Genomic DNA, 23376 nt, shown 5'->3' with positions numbered 1-23376 from the left:
ACAGAAATAAAGAGAATATAATTGGTTATGCGGCAGGTATTCATTTGGTTAATGGGTGTGTTTGCCCCGGTGATGGTTCTGGGGCAACACAATGCCGTTAAGAATAAAACCATTGTTTGGGATCAGGCTACTTTGGAAAAGATAAGTGAAAAAGATGGTAATTATGCCCGCATGATTCAGCTAACAGACGGTAACCTGCTTTGCGTTTATCAAAGCAGGGCAGGCATAACGTGCACAACAAGTAACGATGCCGGTAAAACATGGTTAAAGCCGGAGATTGTTACGGCCTCATTTAAGGGGATGGAAATGGCTGTGCCCGAAATATTGGAGCTTAAAGATCATTCACTTTTGCTGTCATACAATCCAAGGCCCTATAAAATTAACGGCAGTTGGGATACCACCAAACATTTTGCCATCCGTACTAAAAAAAGCTACGATAAAGGTAAAACCTGGACAGATGAACGCCTGATTTATGAGGCGCAATATAATTTTGACGATGGCTGCTGGGAGCCATCGCAGATCCAACTGCCTTCGGGCGAGATCCAGTTGTTCTTTTCAAATGAAGGTGTTTATACAAAGTCAAACGAGCAGAATATCTCCGTATTCCGGTCAAAGGATAATGGTTTAAGCTGGACAAAGCAACCCGAGATAGTATCCTTCAGACCCGGTCACCGGGATGGTATGCCGGTACCTATTATCCTTAAAGGAAAAGGCGAAATTGTGTTTTCGATAGAAGATAATGCGGGTGCGAGTTTTAAACCATCAATTATCCGTAATAGCATCGACCAAAACTGGCAAAAGACAGTAGGTGCCGATGATGCTGAACGTACGTATGCTCTAACACCTAAATTGCCCGATACGGTTTATGCAGGGGCTCCCTATTTAAGGCAACTTCATAGTGGCGAAACTATACTATCATATCAAAGTACATTTAATCGCGGTCATAACTGGGAGCAGTCATGTATGCAGGTGGCGTTAGGCAACGGTGATGCTCAGGATTTTACAGGAGTACCAGCACCATTCAATATCCCGCTTAATAAACAGGGACTTTGGAACTCATTGTGTGTGCTTAACGACGATACAATAATAGCGCTTACCTCAACAAATGCGTTTGGAGATAGGACGGAGGTATGGATGATAAAGGGGCGACTGGTTAAGAAGAAATAAAAAGGGAGCGATTCCATTTTTATAAAAAATTGTCATTTCGATAGAGCGGCGGGGGGGGCCAGGCGTTGGAGCGAAAGAGAAATCTTATACATCACGCATGATAACGATGTACAGTTTGAGGCATGGTGTATAAGATTTCTCCTCAACCCGCCACACATGCCCCAAGCTGATTCGTCGAAATGACAATTGGCTTGGGTGATTTATAAAACAGAATTAAACTATTAAACACAAATACATGCAAACAAAATTAAAAGTATTGGCCCTTGCGTTGGCAATGCCATTGGGGATGAGGGTAATGGCGCAGCAGAAAGCACCGGCGCAGGTATGGTCTGAGCAAAAAGCAAAAACCTGGTACGCGCAGCAGCAATGGTTGGTAGGTGCCGATTTTATTCCAAGCACAGCCATCAACCAGTTAGAGATGTGGCAGGCCGATACTTTCGACCCAAAAACTATTGATAGAGAATTAGGCTATGCGCAAGGCATAGGCATGAATGTAATTCGTGTGTTTTTGCACCATTTAGCCTGGGAGCAGGATCCCGAAGGTTTTAAAAAACGCATGGACGAATACCTGGCCATTTCAAGTAAACACGGCGTTAAAACCATGTTTGTGTTTTTTGACGATTGCTGGAACAAAGAACCTAAAACTGGTAAACAACCTGCTCCAAAACCGGGCATCCATAACTCGGGCTGGATGCAGGATCCTGGTCAGCCGGCTTCTGATAATGCGGCTAACTCTCCTGTGCTTGAAAAATACGTAAAGGATGTATTAAAGCGTTTCGCTAATGATAAGCGTATTTTACTTTGGGATTTGTACAACGAACCGGGCAACTCTGATAAAGGCAACAGAACTTTGCCACTGCTTAAAAGCGTATTTAAATGGGCAAGGCAGGTGAATCCAAGTCAGCCGGTTAGTGCCGGTGTATGGCGTTGGGATTTGGAAGATCTGAACAAATTCCAGATAGCCAATTCGGATGTTGTTACGTACCATGATTATACTCCTGAAAACGAGCACCTAAAAACCGTGCAGTTTTTAAAAATGATCGGTCGCCCGTTGATTTGTACCGAGTATATGGCCCGCCCTCGTAACAGTCTGTTCAGCACTGTTTTGCCAATGCTTAAAAAAGAAAATGTAGGTGCTATAAACTGGGGTTTTGTAAGTGGTAAAACCAATACTATTTACGCCTGGGATACCCCGATACCTGATGGCAGCGAACCAAAGTTGTGGTTTCATGATATCTTCCGCCAGGATGGTACAGCTTATAAAACAGAAGAAACTGAGCTGATCAAAAAATTGACCGGAAGGTAGATTTTGATAAAAGACTTACGAAGTTTTCAAAACTTCGTAAGTCTGGTCTGATTTTGCAAAAAGCGCATAATAAAAACGTCATTGCGAGGTACGAAGCAATCGCGAACTATACAGGGCAGACCTGCTAATCGGGGATTGCTTCGTACCCTTACAGCAATGACGTTTTAGTTTATCTGCGTTTAAACCAATTATACCTATGAAAAAAACATTGATCTACCTGATGTTAGGTCTGTTCAGCACGCTAAGTGCCTGTAGCAGCCATGCACAGCAGGCAGCGCCTGTTAAACAAGTGGCACCTTATAATGGCCTTCTCCATGTTGTGCTCGACAGGGATTTTCCTGACCCAACGGTTATCAGTTACGGGGGAAAATACTATGCCTATGCAACACAAGCACCCGGAGCAGATGGCCGTATGATCAATATCCAGGTGGCCTGGTCAACAGACCACGAGCATTGGACTTATGCCGGAGATGCTCTGCCGCAAAAACCTTCATGGGCATCCAATACGCAAAGCTTCTGGGCGCCCGACGTATTCTTTGATGCCAAACTCAAAAAGTTTGTAATGTTCTTTTCTGCCGATCCAAATGAGCTCAGCGGTAAATGGATGGGCATAGCTTATGCCGATAATCCGCTCGGGCCGTTTACTGACAGGGGTACACCATTGATGAAAGGCCCAAGCTTTCAATGTATCGATCCTAAAGCTTTTACCGATCCTAAAACCGGGAAGCATTTCCTTTACTGGGGATCGGATTTTCAACCATTGCGGGTAAGAAAGATGAAGGATGACTGGTCGGATTTTAAAGAGGATTCGCAAGCTACAGTGGTTGTGGAGCCTGGTAAAGATAAAAGCTACAGCAATTTGATTGAAGGTTCATGGCTCGACTATGATAATGGCACGTATTACCTGTATTATTCGGGCGATAATTGCTGTGGTGCAGGGGCAAATTATGCGGTAATGATTGCTAAGGCCGATAATCCTCTTGGTCCGTTTGTAAGATTAGGAGAGCGCAATCAAACGCTGAACAGTGCCATCCTGATTAAAGATGCCGTTTATACTGCTCCCGGTCATAATTCTATTTTTACTGATGAAAAGGGCAATAAATTTATAGCCTATCATGCTATCGAAATAGCTCATAAGGAAAAAGGCAGGGTGATGTGTATCAGCCCTGTCAAATATCAAAATGGCTGGCCGCTGGTAACTAAATAATAAACAACATGGTTCGTCAATTAAAACATCTTGTACTTTGTGGATTCCTATCGCTGGCATTTTTAAATGTTGAGGCGCAGGAATCGGTTAATAAAAGCTTTAAACCCGCAATCGGGGTAAGTGTAAAGGCAAACGCTTCAACCATCACGGTAACCTGGCCCGCCGGTACTAACAGCAATGGCCGGCTTGTTTTGGATTTAAAAAATGATGAGCCACTTTTCAGCAGTGTGCAGTTAAGTAAGAGAGGGATTTATCAGCAGGTAATTAAAAACGTCGATCCGCAATTTATCCTTACAGAAGGCAAACGCGACCTCATTTCTCAAAACGGTTGGAACATCTTTTTTGATAAAGTACCGCTTAAGCCCCACCATTCTTATAAGGTAGATTTTCATAAGAAGACTATCAGTGTAAATAGCAAAGGCTCACGCACTATTGTTACCATACCGGGATTAGAAGCTCCCAATTTTAAAGGTGATCTGGAGATTACGCTTTACAATGGTCAACCCTTGTTTAATGTGGCTGCAGTGATATCAACTCCCATCGATTCAACTGCTATATTGTATGATGCAGGCTTAGTGGCGAAATCTCAACCGGTTAAAGCTGTAAGTTATAGTGATGTTTATGAACACCTGCAAACAGATGATATCAGCAAGCCTGATACGGCTAAAAACCTTGCCGTAAAATATCGTACCATTATTGGCGCAAATGATAAAGCTGGTATTGCTGTGTTTCCTGCACCTCACCAATATTTTTATCCTTTGGATGAAGCTTTTAATTTGAAATTTGTGTGGTACGGCAATAATTACCGCAATCTGCTTCCGGGTTACGGCCTTGGTATCAGGCAGGAACTACAAGGTGACAAACGTTATGTGCCCTGGTTTAACGCTCCTCCAGGTACTAAACAGCGGCTTAACTTTTTCTGTCTGCTGGGTACCAATGGGGCAGGGGCTCTTTTGGACAACGTAAAGAAGTTCACCCACGATGACAGTTATAAACCCTTGCCGGGTTATAAAACTATGGCCAGCCATTTTCATAACGAGTTTATCATGAGCGTGGTGCTGGCCGGTAAGGCTGTGCCCGATAGTCCATCGTTTGTAAAAGTGCTGAAAAGACAGGGGATTAATATTGTTCATTTAGCAGAGTTCCACTATACTGCGCACCCCAAAGGACCGGATGAGCAGCGGCTTAAAGAACTGAAAGCATTGTTTGACCAATGTAGCCGCCTATCTGATAGAAACTTTTTACTGCTGCCGGGCGAAGAGCCTAACGAATTTTTCGGTGGTCATTGGCTTGCATTTTTTCCAAAGCCGGTTTACTGGATCATGTCACGCAAGTCGGGTACGCCTTTTGAAAGTACCGATGCCGAGCATGGTAAAGTTTATCATATTGGGGATAAAACAGATATGCTGAACCTGCTGAAAGCCGAAAACGGTTTGGCTTGGACAGCGCACGCCCGCACTAAAGGCTCCACCGGTTTCCCGGATGCTTATAAAAAAGAGGATTTCTATTTATCCGACAGGTTCTTGGGGGCCGCATGGAAGGCTTTGCCCGCTGATCTTTCAGAGCCTCGTTTGGGTAACCGGGTGTTCGACCTGATGGACGATATGAACAACTGGGGCCTGAAAAAGAAAGTGCTCTCCGAGGCCGATCTGTTCAGCATCGAACCTGAAAACGAAATGTATGCACATCTTAATGTAAATTACCTGAAGCTTGCCAAACAGCCGGAATATAAAAGCGGCTGGCAGCCGGTGCTTGATGTGCTGGAGCAGGGCAAATTCTTTTCAACTACTGGTGAAGTATTAATCGAAGACTTCACAGTAAACGGCCATTCATCCGGCGAAACGAGCACTTTGCCTGCCGATGGCAAATGCACTGTCAGTTTTAAAACCAACTGGACGTTCCCGCTCAATTTTGCTGAGATCATTTCGGGGGATGGAAAACAGGTTTACCGCGAGCGGATTGATCTTACCTCAACCCAGGCTTTCGGCACAAAAACATTTAATAAGGTATTGAACATGAAAGGCCTCAAGTGGGTGCGCCTGGAAGTTTGGGATGCCGCTGTTGATGGTGCTTTTACGCAGACAGTTTGGGTTAAGTAGGTTGGTAAAATTATATATATGCGGTTCAGGTACAGTTTACACCTGAACCGCTGTAGTTCTTCTTAAATATTTCGGCGTGTATTTTACGGGGACTTTAACCAGTGCCCTTTCGGTAAAGAAATTTTTTAGGGCTGTGATTTTCCCGGTGCGGATGAGATAGCTGATGAATAAGGCAATTAACATAAATTTTATTTAACAATACCTGCAAAACGTTGATAAAAGGCGGTAGGGCTGTCGGCGTGCTTCGGCTCGTATTTACCGGCGATGATAGGGATGTATATTACCCTGCGGCGGCTCGCTTCACCTATAACGGTTGACTGCGCTACGCGGTGCCACAAGCGGCCATCATGTATGGTCAGATCGCCGGCGGTGGGGATAATAGCTACCTCATTTTCGTCGGTATCATGATCAAGGAAATACTTTTTACGGAAAAGCATCTGGTAAAGGTTTTGCTTATGTGTGCCGGGCAGGATCCGCAAACCGCCATTCTCTGGTTTTAGCGTGCTCAGGTGGATGCCAACATTAAGCATCGGGTTCAATTTCTGTCCGTGAAAAATATCGCGCAGGCCATCGGTATGCCAACCCATTTTAGTAAAGCTGCTTTCGGGACCGTTTACATAGTGGTTAAAAACCATGCCGTCCTTTTCATCGGTGCCTAAGCGTGAGCCTTCACCTATCAGGTTAAGCAATACCTGGAAACGAGGGTCTTTAGTAAATTCATCTAACAGGCTATGGTGCTGGTTAATAAAAGCAAAACGCTGTACAATAGGCGAGCCGTCAATGTCTTTACCGTATTTGATGGGCACTCCGTTCACCTTTTCGGTTTTAGTGCTGATCCAGGTATTTTCAACCTGTTTTGATGCGTTTATGATGTCGGTAACCGTTTCGGGCTTAATGAAATTTTTAAAGTGGATAAAGCCGTGCTGGTTAAAAAAAGCTTGTTGTTCGGGCGTAATAGTTGAGCCTAAAGTGAATTTTTGATATGACGTTGACATGTGGTGGAAAGATATTTATGTACCTGGAAAAATGAACTGTAAACACTGGGCACCGCCTATGCGGTATGTAGGAAAGGAGCTGGTCCTTTAAGGGAAAATTAACAACAACAGCTGCACATGACCCTTTTCATCAAGGGCATTCGCATTGGGCATGCAAATAGTATGTGGTGCGTATTGTTCAATGTATATTAAATCTATCTTTTTTGTAGACTATTGCAAATGTAAACAAATTGTTAATCACTCCAAATATTTATGAAAATATTTTTTAGTGCTTGTAAAGTCCCGCAGTTACCCTTTCAATCAGGCTTTTAGGGCTATGGGTTGCAGCTACTGCCGAGAGCTTGTTTAAAAATCCGGGTACTATTTCGGCCTTTTTATTAAACATTCCTTTTATGCCTATGGCAGCAACTTCGTCGGCTTTCATATTAAATTTTGCGGCCAGTTCGGCTAAAGCGTCCATTCCCGCACGGTGGGCAAAACCTGTATCGGTAGGGCCGGGGCATAAACAACTTACTGATATACACGAATCCTTAAGCTCGTATTTTAATGCCCGGCTAAATGATAAAACAAATGTTTTGGTAGCCGCATATACCGCCAGCGTTGGTACAGCCTGATAAGCCGCAGTGCTGGATACATTGAGGATGAAAGCCTGCCGCTGCAATTTTAAAAGCGGAATAAAATGATAGGAGAGTTCGGCAACCGCATTCATATTAACCTGCATCATGCCGGTTTGCGCAGTTAAGTCCAGCTCATCAAAATTACCCCACAGGCCATGCCCGGCATTATTTATCAATATGGATACCGGAACATTTAAGCTTTTAACCCAGTTAAATACCTGGAGGGCAGCGCCTGTTTTTGAAAGATCAATCGCCAGGTAATCAGTCTTAACGTGATAATCGGTTTTTATTTGACCGGATACTGCAATGAGGTCACTTTCCGACCGGGAAATCAACAATAGGTTATATCCTTTTTGAGCCAGCAATATAGCCATTGACCGTCCAATGCCCTTGCCGGCCCCCGTAATTAAAGCGTATTGATCCATCGTTGTATAAAATATATCGGCATGCAAGTTTAAATAAAAATAATCTACTAAACTTGTAGACTATTTAAAATGTTATTACGTTTGTGTAGATATGAACAGCGCACCGCCATGTTTTAGTTTTTTTAGCTATAACCAGCCAGGTTATTGTTGTTGTTGCCGGTAAACATTAGCCGCTCCCCCTTTGTTATTATATCGAACAACAAATTATCACAAGCTTAAAAATTGATCATGACTACTCATTATATAAAGCATTTATTCAGCGCTTTTGTAATCATAATTTTTATATCGGTCGCGCATCCCTCATCAGCCCAGCTATCGGCTGCGGTAAGGTATAAGCCTATGCTGTTGCCCGATACTTCTGCTCATAGCGTATTTGATGATAATTATTCGGCCAAATTGACTGTGGGGACATCAAACAAACCCGTTGTTGATAAAACAGATGCAGGCTTTGAAAGTGATCTGGAAAGTGAGTTGGATACCCACGCGGGCCGCAAAAAGCTATTGGGATATCTAAAAGAGCTTTCAGCAAGCAACACCAATGAAGCTAATTACAACCAGGCAAAGGTTAAATCATACTACAAGCTTGCTAATGTGTTTGCCAAGCTGCATTTGTACCCCCTGGCCATGAAGTGTTTTTTTAAGGCAATGGCTTTTAAAAAGGGCAGCAATAATCCTGTTCCCGCTGTTCCGGATTCCCTGACTTCAGATACTACAGGGAGGTTGTTGCATTTAAACAGCGGTCTGTTGGCTATCAACGCTAATGACGATTCGGTATTTGTAAACACGCCGGTTCAGTTGAAGGATAAAAAGGAAAAGAAGAGCAAATCTATCACGTATGACCGGATCCTGAATACTTTTAACGATGGAAAAAAAGCTGCCGCTTATGCCTTGCTGTTTCATGTAAAGCAACCAAAACCCGGTAAGCCGACTGTGTTTGTGAGGGCTAATACCGGTCATACTTTTATCACGCTCATCAAGTATAATACCGATTCGACTTCGGTTTCCGTTTCCTTCGGATTTTATCCTAAAAAAGACAATATATTTTCGGCTACTCCATGGGAACCTGAAACTTCCGGCATATTCAAAAATGACGCCGCGCACCGGTGGGACGAGGTAATGGGTAAGTTTATAACCGAACGCCGGTTTAAGCGGATCCTGAAGCTAACCCGCCTGTATGATGGATTAGAGTATCATCTATCTAAAAATAACTGTACCGATTTTGCATTGCAGGCAGCCTCGTGCGCCGGTTTTGGAGTTACCAATTCAAAAGGCTCATGGCCGTTGGGGCATGGTAACAATCCGGGAATAACAGGGCAAAGCATTATAGCTGGCGGTATTTATGATAATGACAAGGCCGATGTGTTTGTTGATTTTGATGAAAATCTGAAATAATGATCAAAGTGACTTAAGGGTGCTTCCAGTTGCCGCAACCTCAAGTGTGTGTGGTATGCCACATTTAAGTGCGAAATTGTTTTTTTGATGCCCCACCGGAAAATTGAAGCAAACGGGATAGGTATATTCAATTACTTTTTCGGTAACGATATCATAAATGGTCCGGCCAAATTCTTCGCCTTCAATATCGGGTTTTAATTGGAAGCCGCCGATAATTAATCCCGCTAACCGGGAAAGTTTACCGCTTTGTTTCAGGTTCCAGAACATGCGGTCGATATTGTAAAGATACTCGTGGGTATCTTCAACAAATAAGATCTTTCCATTAGTATCCAGATCAGACGGAGTGCCCGAAAGTGTCGCAATCAAACTCAGGTTTCCGCCAACCAAGGGGGCTTCGGCTTTGCCCGGGCGGTTTTGCGCAACAGCAGGCGACGAATAACTGAGGCTTTCACCCGTAAGGGCCTGCCTGATGGATTGAATGGTCGCTATTTGCATAGCATCGGCTTTCGCCCAATCATCAGGGAAACTATTACACATTTTTGAATGGATGGTTGCTATACCAAAATTGCGGTTGATATGGCAATGCAAAGCAGTAATATCGCTGAAGCCAATGATCCATTTAAGGTTCTTCTTAAACTGCTTGAAATTGAGCTGGTCAATGATCCTTACTAATCCATAGCCGCCCCTCGCACACATAATGGCTTTGATCTCCGGGTTATCCAGCATTTGCTGTAAGTCTGCCGCCCGTTCTTCATCCGTTCCTCCATATATAAAATCTTTTTTGCCGGTGTTGTCGCCAATCTCTACCTTAAAACCCCAGCTTTGTATGAGCTGTACAGATGGGATAATATCGGCTAAACTGATATACCCCGATGGACTGATAATGCCTATGGTGTCACCCGCTTTTAAATAAGGAGGAATTTTATGACGTGTATTAACGTAAGTGTTTTCAGCCGCGGTTGCCCATGCCCCTGATGTTGATAATGCGGCCCCGGCAGTTACTAAGGAGGAGATGAAGCGTTTTCGGTTCATTTTTATACCTGTAGCATTTTAATGCAACGCGGTTGATAAAAGTATGAAAAACAAGGTAATTAATAGGTTGTTTAACGTTAGATAATAAAGGAGATTCTCCTGTAATCTTTACACAACCCGGGCTTGTCTTTGCATAAAGATCACTAAGTTTGAATTTGATGAAAATTAGGCTTATACCATTTATCAAAACCACATTACTTGCAGCATCTGTCTTGTTGCTATTATCCTTCGTTTTTGAGGGCTGTTATACTTCTGATCATGAAAACAAAGATTATAATGAAGCTGATAATACAACGTCCCGGCCTGTAGCAAACGCCTCAGCAGCCGGTTTTAAAATAAAAGCCGCTATTTCATGTACCAAAAATGGGATGATTAAACAGGATAGCATTTTATACATGCACCAGGGAGGCGAGGCATTTCAACCAACAGTAATTAATGTAGCAACAGGTACCCCCAATGCAGATATGGCCTGGATTCCTGGGGGGACATTCAGCATGGGCGGGATCAATCCAACAGGTATGACTGATGGCGGCATGGAAGCCATGGATGATGCCCGGCCTGTTCACCGGGTATTTGTTGATGGTTTTTACATGGACAAAACAGAGGTTACCAATGCCCAGTTTGCCAACTTTGTAAAAGCTACAGGTTATGTTACAGTGGCCGAACAGAAACCTACAGCAACAGAGTTTCCGGGTGCACGACCCGAAGAACTGGTTGCCGGATCGGTTGTTTTTACTCCGCCGGATCATAAAGTGCAGCTAAATGACCTTTCACAATGGTGGTCATACCAAAAAGGAGCCGACTGGAAACATCCGCTTGGCCCGGGCTCGGATTTAACGGGAAAAGAGAATTACCCGGTTGTACAAGTGTGTTGGGAGGATGCTGCCGCCTATGCCCAATGGGCGGGTAAACGCCTGCCAACAGAGGCCGAATGGGAATTTGCTGCAAGAGGGGGTAAAGCAGGCGACCTATATCCCTGGGGAAACCAGTTAAAACAGGATGGGCGCTGGATGGCCAACACATTCCAGGGATCTTTTCCTGATCATGATAATGCTGAAGACGGAGAAACCGGCCTTGGCCCTGTAAAAGAATATCCGGCGAATGCTTACGGTTTGTATGATATGGCCGGTAATGCCTGGGAGTGGTGTGCCGATTGGTACCGCAATGATTATTACAATAGTTTCGATCCTAATACTGTTGCGCGCAATCCGAAAGGCCCGTCTGCTTCTTTAGACCCGCAGGAGCCCGGGCAGAAAAAGAAAGTGCAAAGAGGCGGCTCGTTTTTGTGTACCGATCAATACTGTACGCGGTATATGGTAGGCTCAAGAGGCAAAGGCGAATATCGTTCGGCAACAAACCATGTTGGGTTTAGATGTGTGCAGGATGTTAAGCATGGCAATAATCCGGCACAAGTTACCCGAAAGCTACTTTAATATTTTCCTGATATTATTATAAGGGGTAATCAAGAACAATGGTGGCAAGCTTAAAAGCGTTTGGCCAAAAAAAGGCTTTAAAAAAAAGAAGCACTCCTGATGGGCAGGAATGCGTTCTAACCAATTATAAACCTAAATTATGAGAAGAGATGTAAACCTGGACTCGAACCAGTCTCGCTGCCTGTCAGCTATTCACATGATGTTACAAATATACGTGTAATCCTTACATTTATTGTCATCTTAGTATGGAAATTTTACTTTTATTGGTATTTTTTTATAAATGATAATTATTTTATAGATAATTGGCAACGAATTGCAATGTTTTCAAAGTATGGTATGCTTTTGCCCCGATCAGTAGAGCCGCTCTGTATAGTTCGCGATTGCTTCGTACCTCGCAATGACGGTCATCTTAAATAGCCTTGTTTGCGTCGGAGTTTTATCGGTCAATTTACTTATGGATCAGGTTCTGCGGCTTTCAACGGTGTAAACAAAGCTTTCGGCTTTGTAGTATCCAAGGTTATATTCCATGGGGCGCTCTCCCTGGTCATAAACAAATCTTTTCCTGAATAATACGGGGCTGCCGGTTTCAATTTCAAGCTTATCGGCTATGAACTTATTAGCTTCAAGCGCACTGATCTCTTCTTTTGATAGATTTGCTATAGTAGAATATTCATCTTCAAGCATTTCGTAAAGCGGGCGTTTAAAGTCTTCTTCGCCGGTAAGTCCTACCCGGGGGTGAAAATAGGAGATGAAATAGACAAAAGGATTGTCGCTGCTGCCGCGCAGCCGTTCCATTTTTACAATTTTTTTTTCTGTGCCGATATCGAAAAAGCTGGCCGTACTTTCATCGGGGAATACCCAGCTTACGTGCAGCTCATAATTTTTTACACTAATACCCCTTGCTTTCATTTCCTGTGAAAAGCTAAGCCAGTTCATTGATTTTGAACTGATTTTTGAATGGGCAACTTTGGTACCGAAACCTTTCTTGCGAATCAGCAGCTCTTCATAAACCAGTTTATTGATAGCCTGGCGTAATGTTGTGCGCGATATTGCCAACTTTTTGGCCAGCTCAACTTCATTAGGCAATAATTTACCTGCCTGATATGCAGGGTCTTTAATCAGTTCGCGAAGCAGTTGCTCTGCCTGTATATGAAGCGGAATATGGCTTTTATGATCAATGGATAATTTCATATTGGTTTTACGAACCTTAATGACAGTAAAGATAGTAAAAAGCTTACTTATGTACTTACATGAATTGAACCGGTGTTTTTTAGTGCGCGAAATATAATTTTAATACATTATATACAGTATTGACTGAAACTATGTTTAATTGTTTTTATTAGCAGGTTTATTGGTAGTTAATGTGCTTGTCATTTACTTTTTGCGATTCGTAGAACTAAATGTTCATACAAATATTTTTTTGTTGTTTTAACATGGTTTCAAGATTACTGTATTGCCGGAACCTTTCTTTCCGACAATAAAAACAATCTATTTTTATAGTTCTTCTGTATAAGATACTATCTGCCAGTAGCTTAGTTGTGCAGTAACAATATTTAAAGAAGTAACGTAAAACAACCGGTTCTGTGCAGTAAGAATAAGTGGGCTATCAAAACTATTTAAATTCAATATAATCAGGGTTCTTTTAGATTCATAAATGGGAAATAACAATTACTTAATACGCATGATTGCCGGGGTGCTGGTTATATCATGTTTCGCAAGGTGTTCAAAAAGTGTAAATAAAATTGAAAAACCGGCAACTTCAATTCCGGAGCAGGTTAATTCGGAACAAAGTTTAGCAACTGCAGCAGTTTCTACCTATACATACACCGTTAAACCTACCGAATGGATGATTGACGGTACAAAGATCCCCGCAGGAGCTAAAATATATATCCCCGCGGGTAAAAGAGGAGCATTATTGCTTAAAAACTTTAAAGGAACGGCTGCCGCTCCTATCTTAATTGTAAATCAGGGTGGCAGGGTGTCATTTACAACAGCAACCACAGCTTCATACGCATTTAAAACCCAGAATTGCCAGTATTTCAAGGTGCTTGGCAATGGTGTGTCAACCATTAAATTCGGGTTTGATGTAAACGGAGGTAACATCGGCATGACCATGGATGATCTGAGCACTGATTTTGAAATTGCAGGTGTTGAAGTGCACAACAGCGGTTTTGCCGGTATCATGGCTAAAACAGACCCAACATGTGATCCTGCGACTCAACGGGGCAGGTTTGTCATGAAAAACGTATCGATTCACGATAATTATGTTCACAAAACAGGCGGAGAAGGGCTTTATATAGGAAATTCATTTTACGAAGACGGAGTTTCAACATCGTGTGGTACCGTTTTGCCTCATGATGTAGTTAACACCAAGATTTATTGGAACCTGATTGATTCAACCGGTTCTGAAGGGATCCAGGTTGGCAGTGCTACTTCTGGCTGTGAAGTTTATAGTAATACAGTTAAAAATCCGGGAAGAAGCCCCTTTTCTGCATACCAGGACAATGGCATACAAATAGGTGAGGGCACTGGCGGTAAATGTTATAATAACCTGGTAAAAAATGCCCCTGGGGATGGTATTATCGTTTTAGGATTTGGTGACAATATAGTGTTCAATAATTGCATTATCAACTCAAAATCCTACGGCATATTTGCTGATTCGAGGTATACGCCAGGAAAGAATTTTCAGTTCATCAATAATACCATTATTGGCTCTGTGTTAGGGGGAATAAAGTTAAATTCAGAAACTATCCCAATGAATACCGTTATTAATAACGTATTAATACAAGCAGCATCAGTACAGTCAATAATAAGAAAAAGCACCGGTGTTAAATTAACAGCTTCAAATAATTATGTAAGTACAGATGTAAACACCTGTAAGTTTGTAAATTATGGAGCCGATAATTTTCATTTGCAATCAACATCGCCGCTTATTAATAAAGGGGCCAACGTTTTATCTTACGGGATAAACTTAGATTTTTACAGAGCTGCGCGCCCTTCGGGTACTGCTTTTGATATCGGGGCTACTGAGTATTAATTTGCTTTGCCTTCGGGTAAGATAAGTTTAACAAGCAAAAGGGACGGCAAAACTGCTGTCCCTTTTTACGTTTAAGTTTTATAAAACCTTAGCTTTAAGTTTTGTGCATTCGGCTTTTAGCTTTATATAAATCAGGGGCTCACTATCATACGCAATGGTGCCAGGTTATTGATTTGAACAAAATAAACCCCTGTCATATATGATCGGGTTAATTGAACCCCCAGGTTACCGCCAAAGCCCCGGTACCTGCCGCTTTGCATAACCTTACCAAAATTATCCCTGATAACCAGGTTAATCTCTTTCTGATCCAGATCGGGCGTTAGCTTAATGTTGAAGCTGCGTGAAGCTACCGGATTTGGATAGATAACATTATTCTGCACTGTGCCGATGGGTGCATTATTATCCTGTACAATGCCTGTTTTTTGACCAAGGTTTGAAGCCAGCGAATTGCTGCTGAGCAATGAGGGCTCGGTGCCGTAAACCAATTGATCTTTATAATAAACAGTGATATGGTTGTTGAGCGCCATAGCGCCTTTGGGAGCGAATGAATAATCATTTGCTTCGTTAAAGGCAGACCAGTCTGTTTTATTGACCTGGTATTGAATGTTACCCGTATTACTTAAGGGGTAAAGCGTGCCGGCCGATGGATCGATGGTTAATTCGAGATAGGTATCTGCGCCGTTTAAAGCGGGGGTTAAACTAACAAACCGGCTGCTAATTTTACTGTTGCCCAGTTTGGCGTAACCGACAGAAAAGTTCAGTCCGGCTGTGCCTTCGCGGCTAAACCAATAGCGAACAGAGAGATCGCTGTAATTAACAGGCATGTTCCCGGTATTGTTAAGCGCCAGGTAGGTACTGATGGCATTACCCGAAGTACCCTGGTTTTGATTTTGGTAAGATACAGTAAAGGCCGTGGTGGCGGGAATTGCGGTTGGCTCCGTACCATAAATCAATTGCCCGTTCCGGTAAAGAGTGATATGATTGTTAGCCGCATAGTTCCCGGTATAAGGCAGGTATGAATAATCATCAGTCTCCGAAAAGTTTGACCAATCCTGGTTGGCAAACCTTGACTGAATTACCCCGGAATTGGTGCCCGGATTGAGTTGACTGTTTGTCGTGAACCCATATTCTATATAACCCAGGGCTCCGGTATACGGTGAGGGTAACTGAACATATTTCATTGTAACGTTACTGTTCCCCATTTGGGCGTAATCAATCCATGAATTAATTCCTGTATAATTTTCGGCTGTAAACCAATACCTCATGGTAAGCTCGTTGAAATTAATGGCGACAGAATCCTGGTTAAGAATTTTCAGGTATGGTTTGATGACATTGTTTGAGGGCTGGTTGTTATCTCCGTCAGATGATTGTACCTGAACATTATATGGTAATACAGTGAAGGTTTTGCTTGAAGCTGTTGTGTCAAAACGGGTATTACCACCCTGTTGTGCTGTGATAGCACTGCTGCCCGAACCTATGATATGTAATTTATTATTAACTACTGTAGCTACATTTAAGTTTGAACTGGTGTAAACAACAGGAAGACCGGAGGTAGATGATGCGCTCAGGCTAACATCTGCATCCCCTGGTCTGCTTAACGGCAACGCGGTAAAGCTAATGCTTTGGCTTAGTTTGTTAACGGTAAGCGTTTGTGTAACCGCTAAAGCCGGAAGATAATAAGCATTTCCATTCTGCGAAGCCGTGATTATAGCAGTACCTGAACCGGTAATATGCAGTTTTCCACTGGTTATTTGAACTACCGTTCTGTCGGAGCTGCTATAGTTTACTGCCAGACCCGAACTGGTTGTTGCTCCGGCTACGAAATCACTGTCGGCAAGTGTTTTTGCAGGTATTGGATTAAACGTGATGATTTGTGTTTTTTTACTGACGGTAAGGCTTTGATTGATCGGGGTAGCTGCTTTGAAGCTGCTGTTCCCGGACTGCGATGCCGTAATAGTGGTGCTTCCTGCTGCCTTAATATGAATTGCACCACTGATCACGCTGGCAACAATAGTATCTGTACTGGCGTAAGAAACCGCCAAACCTGATGAAACCGTTGCAGCAGGTACAAAATCCGTATCGCCAAAGGTTTTATCAGGGACGGATGCGAAGGTTATTGTTTGGTCGCCTAATACATCGGCAGCTATTTCTGTGCTGCTTAATGCCCTGCCATAGATCTTAAAATTATCGATAGAGCCTTTGAACATCGGATCGTTAAACTGCGATTTGCCCAGGTAGTTTTGTGTTGTATTGCCAAGTGCCGACGGTTTTATGGTAATATTTGTTGACGATGCCGCCGCCGAGCCATTTACATAAAGCGTAGTAGTATTGCCGGCGCGGGTTACAGCCAGGTAGGTCCATGTATTTAGGGGGAATGTGTAGTTATAATTGATATTCTGTTCTGCAGCTGAGCCGTTCTTGGTGGCATAACGAATGGTCGATTGGCCGTTTACTACACCCGCCTGCACGCTAAGAAACATGTATTGGGTAGTGCTTGAGCCGAAGTCAAAAACACGCATCCAGGTACTGATAGCGTCGATTCGTACCCAGGCAGATATGGTAAAATCGTTAAGTGTGCTAAAAATACCGGCAGGCAGCGTCGCGTAAGCGTTTGCCGAGCCGTCAAGCAGCAGGGATTTGCCATATTTACCTGTGGCGCGGTTTGCCGTTGCCGCGAGCACAGCATGATTGGCGCCCCAGGCATCCCTGCCTTTTGTTCCACTGGCTTCATCAAATTGATAAAACCCACGCTGGCCGATGTTGGGTTTGGCAACTGCTTCTAAGCTTTTTGCACCTTCGCCGGTGCTATCTATAGGGGCTATTGCATAAAAATAGGTAGCGCCATTGCTTACGTTGCTGTCGGTGAAGCTAAGGTTGTTTACCGGGCCAAGGGCGGTGTAGGGCCCTCCGGAAGTTGTTGAACGTTTAACATTGTAACTATATCCGGGAAGTGATTGCCATTCAAGTATATTTTTTGCATCGCCCGCGGCAACCATCAATGAGTTTACAGCGCTGCCAAGTACCGCAAGCACAAGTGTCGAAGTTCCTGTTGTGCTGCCATTGCCTGCTGTCAGGCTAACGTTAAAAGTACCTGCTTCGGTTGGTGTGCCCGAGATTTTGCCCGATAAAGAATCAATTTGTAATCCGGCAGGTAATCCGCTCGCCGAAAAATGATTGGGCGATTTAATCCCGGTTATGGTATACGTCATAGGCCGGCCTATCAGTATAGTATCCGTTGGCGCGCTGGTGATAATTACCGGTAATGGTCGGTCATCCAGGAGCACAACATCATTACCGGTGCCGCCTTTATAGCTGATGCGGAGTGTGAAATTACCAACTGTTAACGGAGCAAGCTCTGGCAATCCTTTAAAAGTACCGGCTATCGCGGCGCTTCCTGTATTGTCGATAATAGTAAATGATACTCCCTGGGCCAGGCTTGTTGAGTCGATAGCCGCGATCTGTAATTTAGGCTGGTTCGCTAAGTTAACAATACCCGCGCTTGCCTTATCGCTGGTAGCCAAGCTTGTGCTTAACTCCACTTTATAAGTAGCGTCGGCATTCATGGTAAGGGAGCCCACTTTTAGGGTGCCGACAGCCTGGTTGCCTGGTGCAAGTATGGCGCCGGTACCTGAACCTGTACCGATGGTAACTGTTGACGAGCTTTGCCCAGTACCGCCAAAGGTGCCGGCCGAAGCGATTACCGGACTTGTGAATGTGCCGCTGTTAGGATCATTATTGAGCAAATAAGTTCCGTTTTTTATCGTTGTTGTTCCTGAATAAGCCTGGTTACCCGTAAAGGTCAGAACTGCTGTGCCAACTTTTTCTACGTTCATGGTACCGGTCATGGTGCCACCGTAGCTGGTGCTAATATTTAATGCGCCGATGCTGATGATTGGGCTGCCGCCGCCATCTGTACGAATAGCGCCCCTGCCGGTTAACGAGCCAAAACTAATGGTGCCGGTGGGGAACATGATCCCCTGGCAATCATTACCGTTGGCGTCAAGGTTCCATGATGCATTTGCACTGCCTGATTGCGGCACTTCAAAACGGGTACGTGAGTTGCCGCTGCGCAGCTTGGAAACAAAGTACCCTGTAAAGCTGCTGTTATCGGCAAACAAATGCAGCCCGGCGTATACGTTACCATCCTGAATAATTGTTCCGCTTCCGGTAAGTCGGCCATAAAGGTTTAAAGCATAGCTGGTTTGGTAGAAATAACTGGTTTTTCCGGCCGTGATTTCAATATCGTTGTATAAAGTAGCATCAGCGTTAACCGAAAAAAGCGCCCCGCCGTTCATGGTTATTTTTCCGGTTCCGAGTGGACCTGATGTTGGCGCAGAAGGCGTTCCTGTACTCGGTCCTGATATTTCCATTCCATAAACCGGAGGCCAGCTTTGCCCGTTTCCGTTGAGTGTAGTACCGCCCGAGTAGGTGTTGCTGCCACCCACGTAAGCAAACCCAATACCATTTTTAAGCAGGCTCCCGGTGCCCGTAATCTGGCCTGTCAGTGCTACAGTTCCATTCACGCCGGGGGTATTTACATTAAGCAATGTATCCAGCGTAATTGGCATGCTTAGGGTTTGATATGCCGTGCTGTTATTAACGAGGTCATTTCGCAAATGAATCGCGGCTCCACCTATCGAATAATTATTGGCGCCTGCATTGAACTGAATCCTGGAAGCGACGAGGTTCTGAATATCGTTGGTCAGGGTACTGTCGGCAGTGGCCTGAAAAGTAATGATCGCGGGATTAACTGGTACCGCGTTTTCCTGCCAGTTTCTGGCCAGGGTAAGCGAGTCAGACTCGGGTTGCGGGCTCCAGGTTGAAGTGCTTGACCCGGGCACACCAAATGATTCGGCCGAATTGGAGCTTTCTTTGGTTTGGCCCATGGCTGAAACCACATAATAATATGGGCTTCCATTACTTACGTTAAGATCGGCAAAGCTGGTAGCTGCAAGGTTGGCAACTGTTGTATAAGGGCCTCCGCTTATTGTGGCGCGTTTTACATTATAAGTAGCTGCTCCGGAAGCGCTGTTCCAGCTCAGATCAACCTCATTGTTTTTATTAACCACAATGGGTTGTGCCGGGGCCGCAGGCGGTACAGATGAAAAAATAACATTTGAATTTCCGCTTTCCAATGTTCCGGCAAGTGCGGTAACAACATAATAATTGTTCACTTCGGGTACCGGGCTGGCATCAATATAGGATGTCCTGGTTACACCTGATTGTATAGTGGTAAACGGTCCGGCGGATGACAGCGACCGTTTTACCGAATAGCTGGTAGCGTTGGCTGAAGCTACCCAGGTAAGATTAATTTGTGTAGCGTTAACAACCGCTGCCGCAGCCGAAGCTGGCGCTGCCGGCGCCTGGTTATTGACCACATTCAGCATCAGGGTTGCCGTACCGGTGCCGCTGGCATTAGTAGCAGCTATGGCAACTTCGCTTTGTCCTAAGGTGGTAGGTGTGCCCGAGATAATACCGGTAGCCGCATCAAGGCTAAGCCCTGCCGGCAAGCCGCTGGCACTATAGGAAGATGGATTAGCACTGGCAATAATGCTATAACTGAACGGTGTACCACTGGTAGCCGTTGCTGTGGTAGCACTGCTGATCTCCGGGGATCCGGCAGGTGCGGATTGACTATAGGCCACATTACTGAAGGTGGCGATATTCAATGCTGAGTTATTACTGGAGAGGGTATAAAATCCGGCGTACAAATTAGTTGGGAAACCTGTTGCAGAATACCAGCAACCAAGATTGGTCCAATTAATACCATCCTGCGAATGGTACGTAAATATGCGGGTGCCTACACGCTCAATTTTTAGCCACCAGGGGGCTTTGGGTTGCCAGTGGTTTCCTGCACCGCCTGTCGCTTTGAGGAAAATATCATAAAAAGCTGAACTAGGCGCCAGCGATTCGCGCATCATGACGCCGCAACCACCAGTATTCAGCGACATATTCTCAACTTTTACTACCAGGCCGGCATCGCCGCCAACTTTCTTAAAATTGAAGCTGAACGCATTACTGGTGGATGTTCCGGCACTGTTAAGAGTCCAAACCCCGTTATTGTAGGAGGCGCTGCCCGCTAATCCGGTGTTACCGATATCTATATTGGTGAGGTTGCTAACCGGCTGCACATGATCGGCAGGGTAATATACCTGGGGTAACTTAACCGCGGTAGATGTATCCGATGATTTCAGATATAAGAAATTGCCACCGGCAGCGCCCAAAGCAGCCCGCATCCTGTCGGTATTAGGGGTAGGTATCCCCTTACGCACATTATAAGCACTATAAATAAGGTTAGTCATATCGCCGGACCTTGCTCCAGGCTGAATCCCCCAGCTGGTCCAATAACTTGCATATCCTCCCAACGGGATATAGGTCATGTTTGCTCCGTCAAAGGCGTATTTATGATACAGCTCACCGATAGCCAATACCCGGTTGTCCAGCTCGGCAAACATATCTACTCCCTGCTTGTAGGCAACTTCCGCGCCCCAGGCCAGTGCTGCTGCCTGCACGCGCCAATGGTCGTCGCGTCCTGAATCTCCTACTTCACCATTGCCCAGCGAGTTGCGCATACCTCCTCCGGCATCCATCCTGTACACTTCCACAGCCTGGTTAAACCGGGCGGCATCATCACAGAACACCGATGCGGCAAGGGCTATTTTTAACTGAAGAGCTCCTTTGTTCGCGTCGCGCAAGGGGCCAGGTACCCAGGAAGTAGGAAATAAAACATTGGCAAAATAATTTTTTACGTGCTGTGTATTAGCTGCGGTCCAACCGGGAAAAGTAGAACGAAGGATTTCAGCACCTACGCCCCAATATTGTGCATAGTCGCCTATATCCAGCATAGATTCTCCGCCGCCCCAGGTTGTATTGGTTACCGCCCAGGCATCAAGCATGTTGGTAGCTTTACGGGCATAAGTAGAATCGCCTGTAAACCACCACATCCAGGCCAGGTTGTGAATAGCCTGCATATCGTCAATCCAGGCGCTGTTGTTTAGGTTGGGTGCCCTTGTAACTGTTGCGAAGGGCCCCTTTTGCCCATAACCCAGTTGCGAATGCGAGTCGTTTTTTAATGCATTATAACCGGATAGCCAGGGTTCGCGACTGATGTTCGCTTTCAATTGATCCAGATCGGCCCGGTTAAAGGCTACTCCGGGATGAACAAACGTTTGGGCGCTGACGTTCATCGCCAAAAATGCCAATAGTGCAAGCAATAGCAACCTTATCCGGCGGCGCTTACCTGTTAAGTAATTACAAAGCGTAAAAAGTTTTTTCATGGTTTAATTGTTTAGGTGTGCATGTTAACTGCCGTACCCCGGTATTTTTTGGAAATCTTATCAGGACGAGGAATGAACAGTTTTATAATCGGACACACCAAAGACAATGACTACTGCAAATGATACTCACAGTAACCCGTGATTTTTTTAATTTTTGTGTTGAAGTTTTTGGCCTAAAGTGCTTGGAATAAGCTGCTTTATGCAGGTGGGTATTATGGGAAGATGGATAGGTCTTTAGCCCAACTCAAGAGAGAATTGCATAATCCCTTTTTTATTCCTTAAGTTAAGGCTATGGCCGCCGGGGAGAAGATCAGTACAACAGACGCAAATTTTGTTTTACATTCTACCTCAAATCAACATTAGCTGTTTCATTTCTGTTGCAAGTTAGTTTACCGTCAGCTAACCTTAGTTCGGCTACTTGTAAGCTGCTGCGTTGCTTGTCATGCCTGGTGATATTACCGGCACCATCGCCATGGATGGGATGTACAAAGTAAAAAATATAGGCGCGGTCCTTAGGTGTTATAATTACATCACAATGTTGACCAATGGCGCCATCGTCCTTACCGTTACCTGGTATTGCAAGAAGATTACCGCCCTGTTGCCTGTCCCAGTTTTTCAAATTGGCTGAAGAATAAACTGCAAGCCCCTTCCAAACATCGGTGATCATCCAATATTTGTTTTTCCACCTGAAAACTTTAGGCCCCTCGCCGGGCTGATCGAACACGGCTTTAGCCCCATCGGTCCAGTGGTAAAGGTCGGGGCTATCAGCAAAATAGATCGATTTATGGTCAACTTCATTATTATACCACATGCGCCAGGTACCGTCAGGCAATTGCATTACGCAAGGGTCTATTACCTTTTCGTTCACCAGTTTTAGTGTCGACTCATATTTCCAGTTTACCAGGTTTTTGCTGGTAAGATGGATAATGATGCGCGGATGGTTCCAATCGGTAAATATTCCCGGAACATAGGTGAGGTACATGTGGTACAACCCTTTATGATCTACCACTTCCGGTGCCCAAAAGGTGTAGCCCGCATCGGGGCGGTAGCTAATATCGGCGGTGTCACGGTATTTCCAGTTGGCACCATCTTCAGATTCGGCAATGCCGATGCGTGTGCCGTGCACCCAGGCCACACCGTGAATAGTGGTGTCATTAGCCCGGCGATTGGTATAAAACATAAACCATTTCTTTTCACTGCGGTTCCAGATTATGGTTGGATCGGCAGCCCCGTCATACAAAGGGTCACGAAATAAAGGCTTAGGGGCGGGTATTCCCTGATTGTGTTGGGCAAACGCACCTTCAAATATTAAACAGCCAAACAAGAACAATGTCAGGTATTTTGCAACTACAGTTTTTAATTTCATTTCCATAATTATCTAACCAATGC

General features: G+C 44.5%; 14 protein-coding genes. 7 read left to right on the top strand and 7 right to left on the bottom strand.

Annotated elements, in window-relative coordinates; genetic code table 11:
* The first annotated feature begins 27 nt into the window (after nt 1–27).
* The 4 genes from AC1DUD_RS13920 (at nt 28) to AC1DUD_RS13905 (ending at nt 5779) form a co-directional block, all read left to right on the top strand.
* The gene (locus tag AC1DUD_RS13920) at nt 28–1167 is read left to right on the top strand and encodes a sialidase family protein (protein ID WP_477375281.1); all 1140 of its coding nucleotides are present in this window, start codon (nt 28–30) and stop codon (nt 1165–1167) included.
* Nucleotides 1168–1402: 235 nt separating this feature from the next.
* Complete coding sequence (locus AC1DUD_RS13915) at nt 1403–2473, top strand: cellulase family glycosylhydrolase (protein WP_477375280.1); 1071 nt, start codon at nt 1403–1405, stop codon at nt 2471–2473.
* Nucleotides 2474–2669: 196 nt separating this feature from the next.
* Nucleotides 2670–3680, top strand: coding sequence for a glycoside hydrolase family 43 protein (locus AC1DUD_RS13910; RefSeq protein ID WP_477375279.1), 1011 nt, complete (start codon nt 2670–2672; stop codon nt 3678–3680).
* Nucleotides 3681–3688: 8 nt separating this feature from the next.
* Entirely contained in the window at nt 3689–5779 is a 2091-nt protein-coding gene (locus AC1DUD_RS13905) for a CehA/McbA family metallohydrolase domain-containing protein (protein WP_477375278.1), read from the top strand.
* Between the two features lie 36 nt (nt 5780–5815).
* On the opposite strand, the gene AC1DUD_RS13900 is transcribed toward AC1DUD_RS13905, so the two are convergent.
* From AC1DUD_RS13900 to AC1DUD_RS13890, 3 genes are all read right to left on the bottom strand, one after another.
* Nucleotides 5816–5962 carry a hypothetical protein gene (locus AC1DUD_RS13900; RefSeq protein WP_477375277.1) on the bottom strand — a complete coding sequence of 49 codons (147 nt, stop codon included), beginning with the start codon at nt 5960–5962 and terminating at the stop codon, nt 5816–5818.
* Between the two features lie 5 nt (nt 5963–5967).
* Nucleotides 5968–6774: a phytanoyl-CoA dioxygenase family protein gene (locus tag AC1DUD_RS13895; RefSeq protein ID WP_477375276.1), complete on the bottom strand. Its 807-nt coding sequence runs from the start codon at nt 6772–6774 to the stop codon at nt 5968–5970.
* Between the two features lie 265 nt (nt 6775–7039).
* The gene (locus AC1DUD_RS13890) at nt 7040–7816 is read right to left on the bottom strand and encodes an SDR family NAD(P)-dependent oxidoreductase (RefSeq protein ID WP_477375275.1); all 777 of its coding nucleotides are present in this window, start codon (nt 7814–7816) and stop codon (nt 7040–7042) included.
* Between the two features lie 228 nt (nt 7817–8044).
* Between AC1DUD_RS13890 and AC1DUD_RS13885 the strand changes: the two genes are divergently transcribed.
* On the top strand, nt 8045–9208 hold the full coding sequence (locus tag AC1DUD_RS13885; protein ID WP_477375274.1) for a hypothetical protein: 1164 nt from the start codon (nt 8045–8047) through the stop codon (nt 9206–9208).
* A gap of 3 nt (nt 9209–9211) precedes the next feature.
* On the opposite strand, the gene AC1DUD_RS13880 is transcribed toward AC1DUD_RS13885, so the two are convergent.
* Complete coding sequence (locus tag AC1DUD_RS13880) at nt 9212–10240, bottom strand: S66 peptidase family protein (protein WP_477375273.1); 1029 nt, start codon at nt 10238–10240, stop codon at nt 9212–9214.
* 158 nt (nt 10241–10398) lie between these two features.
* On the opposite strand from AC1DUD_RS13880, the gene AC1DUD_RS13875 reads away from it, so the two are divergent.
* Nucleotides 10399–11673, top strand: a complete 1275-nt coding sequence (locus AC1DUD_RS13875) for a formylglycine-generating enzyme family protein (RefSeq protein ID WP_477375272.1) — start codon at nt 10399–10401, stop codon at nt 11671–11673.
* A gap of 459 nt (nt 11674–12132) precedes the next feature.
* On the opposite strand, the gene AC1DUD_RS13870 is transcribed toward AC1DUD_RS13875, so the two are convergent.
* On the bottom strand, nt 12133–12864 hold the full coding sequence (locus AC1DUD_RS13870) for a GntR family transcriptional regulator (RefSeq protein WP_477375271.1): 732 nt from the start codon (nt 12862–12864) through the stop codon (nt 12133–12135).
* 463 nt (nt 12865–13327) lie between these two features.
* On the opposite strand from AC1DUD_RS13870, the gene AC1DUD_RS13865 reads away from it, so the two are divergent.
* A complete protein-coding gene (locus AC1DUD_RS13865; protein WP_477375270.1) occupies nt 13328–14710 on the top strand; it encodes a right-handed parallel beta-helix repeat-containing protein in 1383 nt (460 codons plus the stop codon).
* 131 nt (nt 14711–14841) lie between these two features.
* On the opposite strand, the gene AC1DUD_RS13860 is transcribed toward AC1DUD_RS13865, so the two are convergent.
* Nucleotides 14842–21987 carry a cellulose binding domain-containing protein gene (locus AC1DUD_RS13860; protein ID WP_477375269.1) on the bottom strand — a complete coding sequence of 2382 codons (7146 nt, stop codon included), beginning with the start codon at nt 21985–21987 and terminating at the stop codon, nt 14842–14844.
* 343 nt (nt 21988–22330) lie between these two features.
* Nucleotides 22331–23353, bottom strand: a complete 1023-nt coding sequence (locus AC1DUD_RS13855; RefSeq protein WP_477375268.1) for a family 43 glycosylhydrolase — start codon at nt 23351–23353, stop codon at nt 22331–22333.
* Nucleotides 23354–23376: the final 23 nt, after the last annotated feature.

It is taken from the genome of Mucilaginibacter sp. P4_A11, assembly GCF_056402535.1.
The sequence above is the reverse complement of the archived record's forward strand: the minus strand, read 5'-3'. Positions and strand labels throughout refer to the sequence as shown.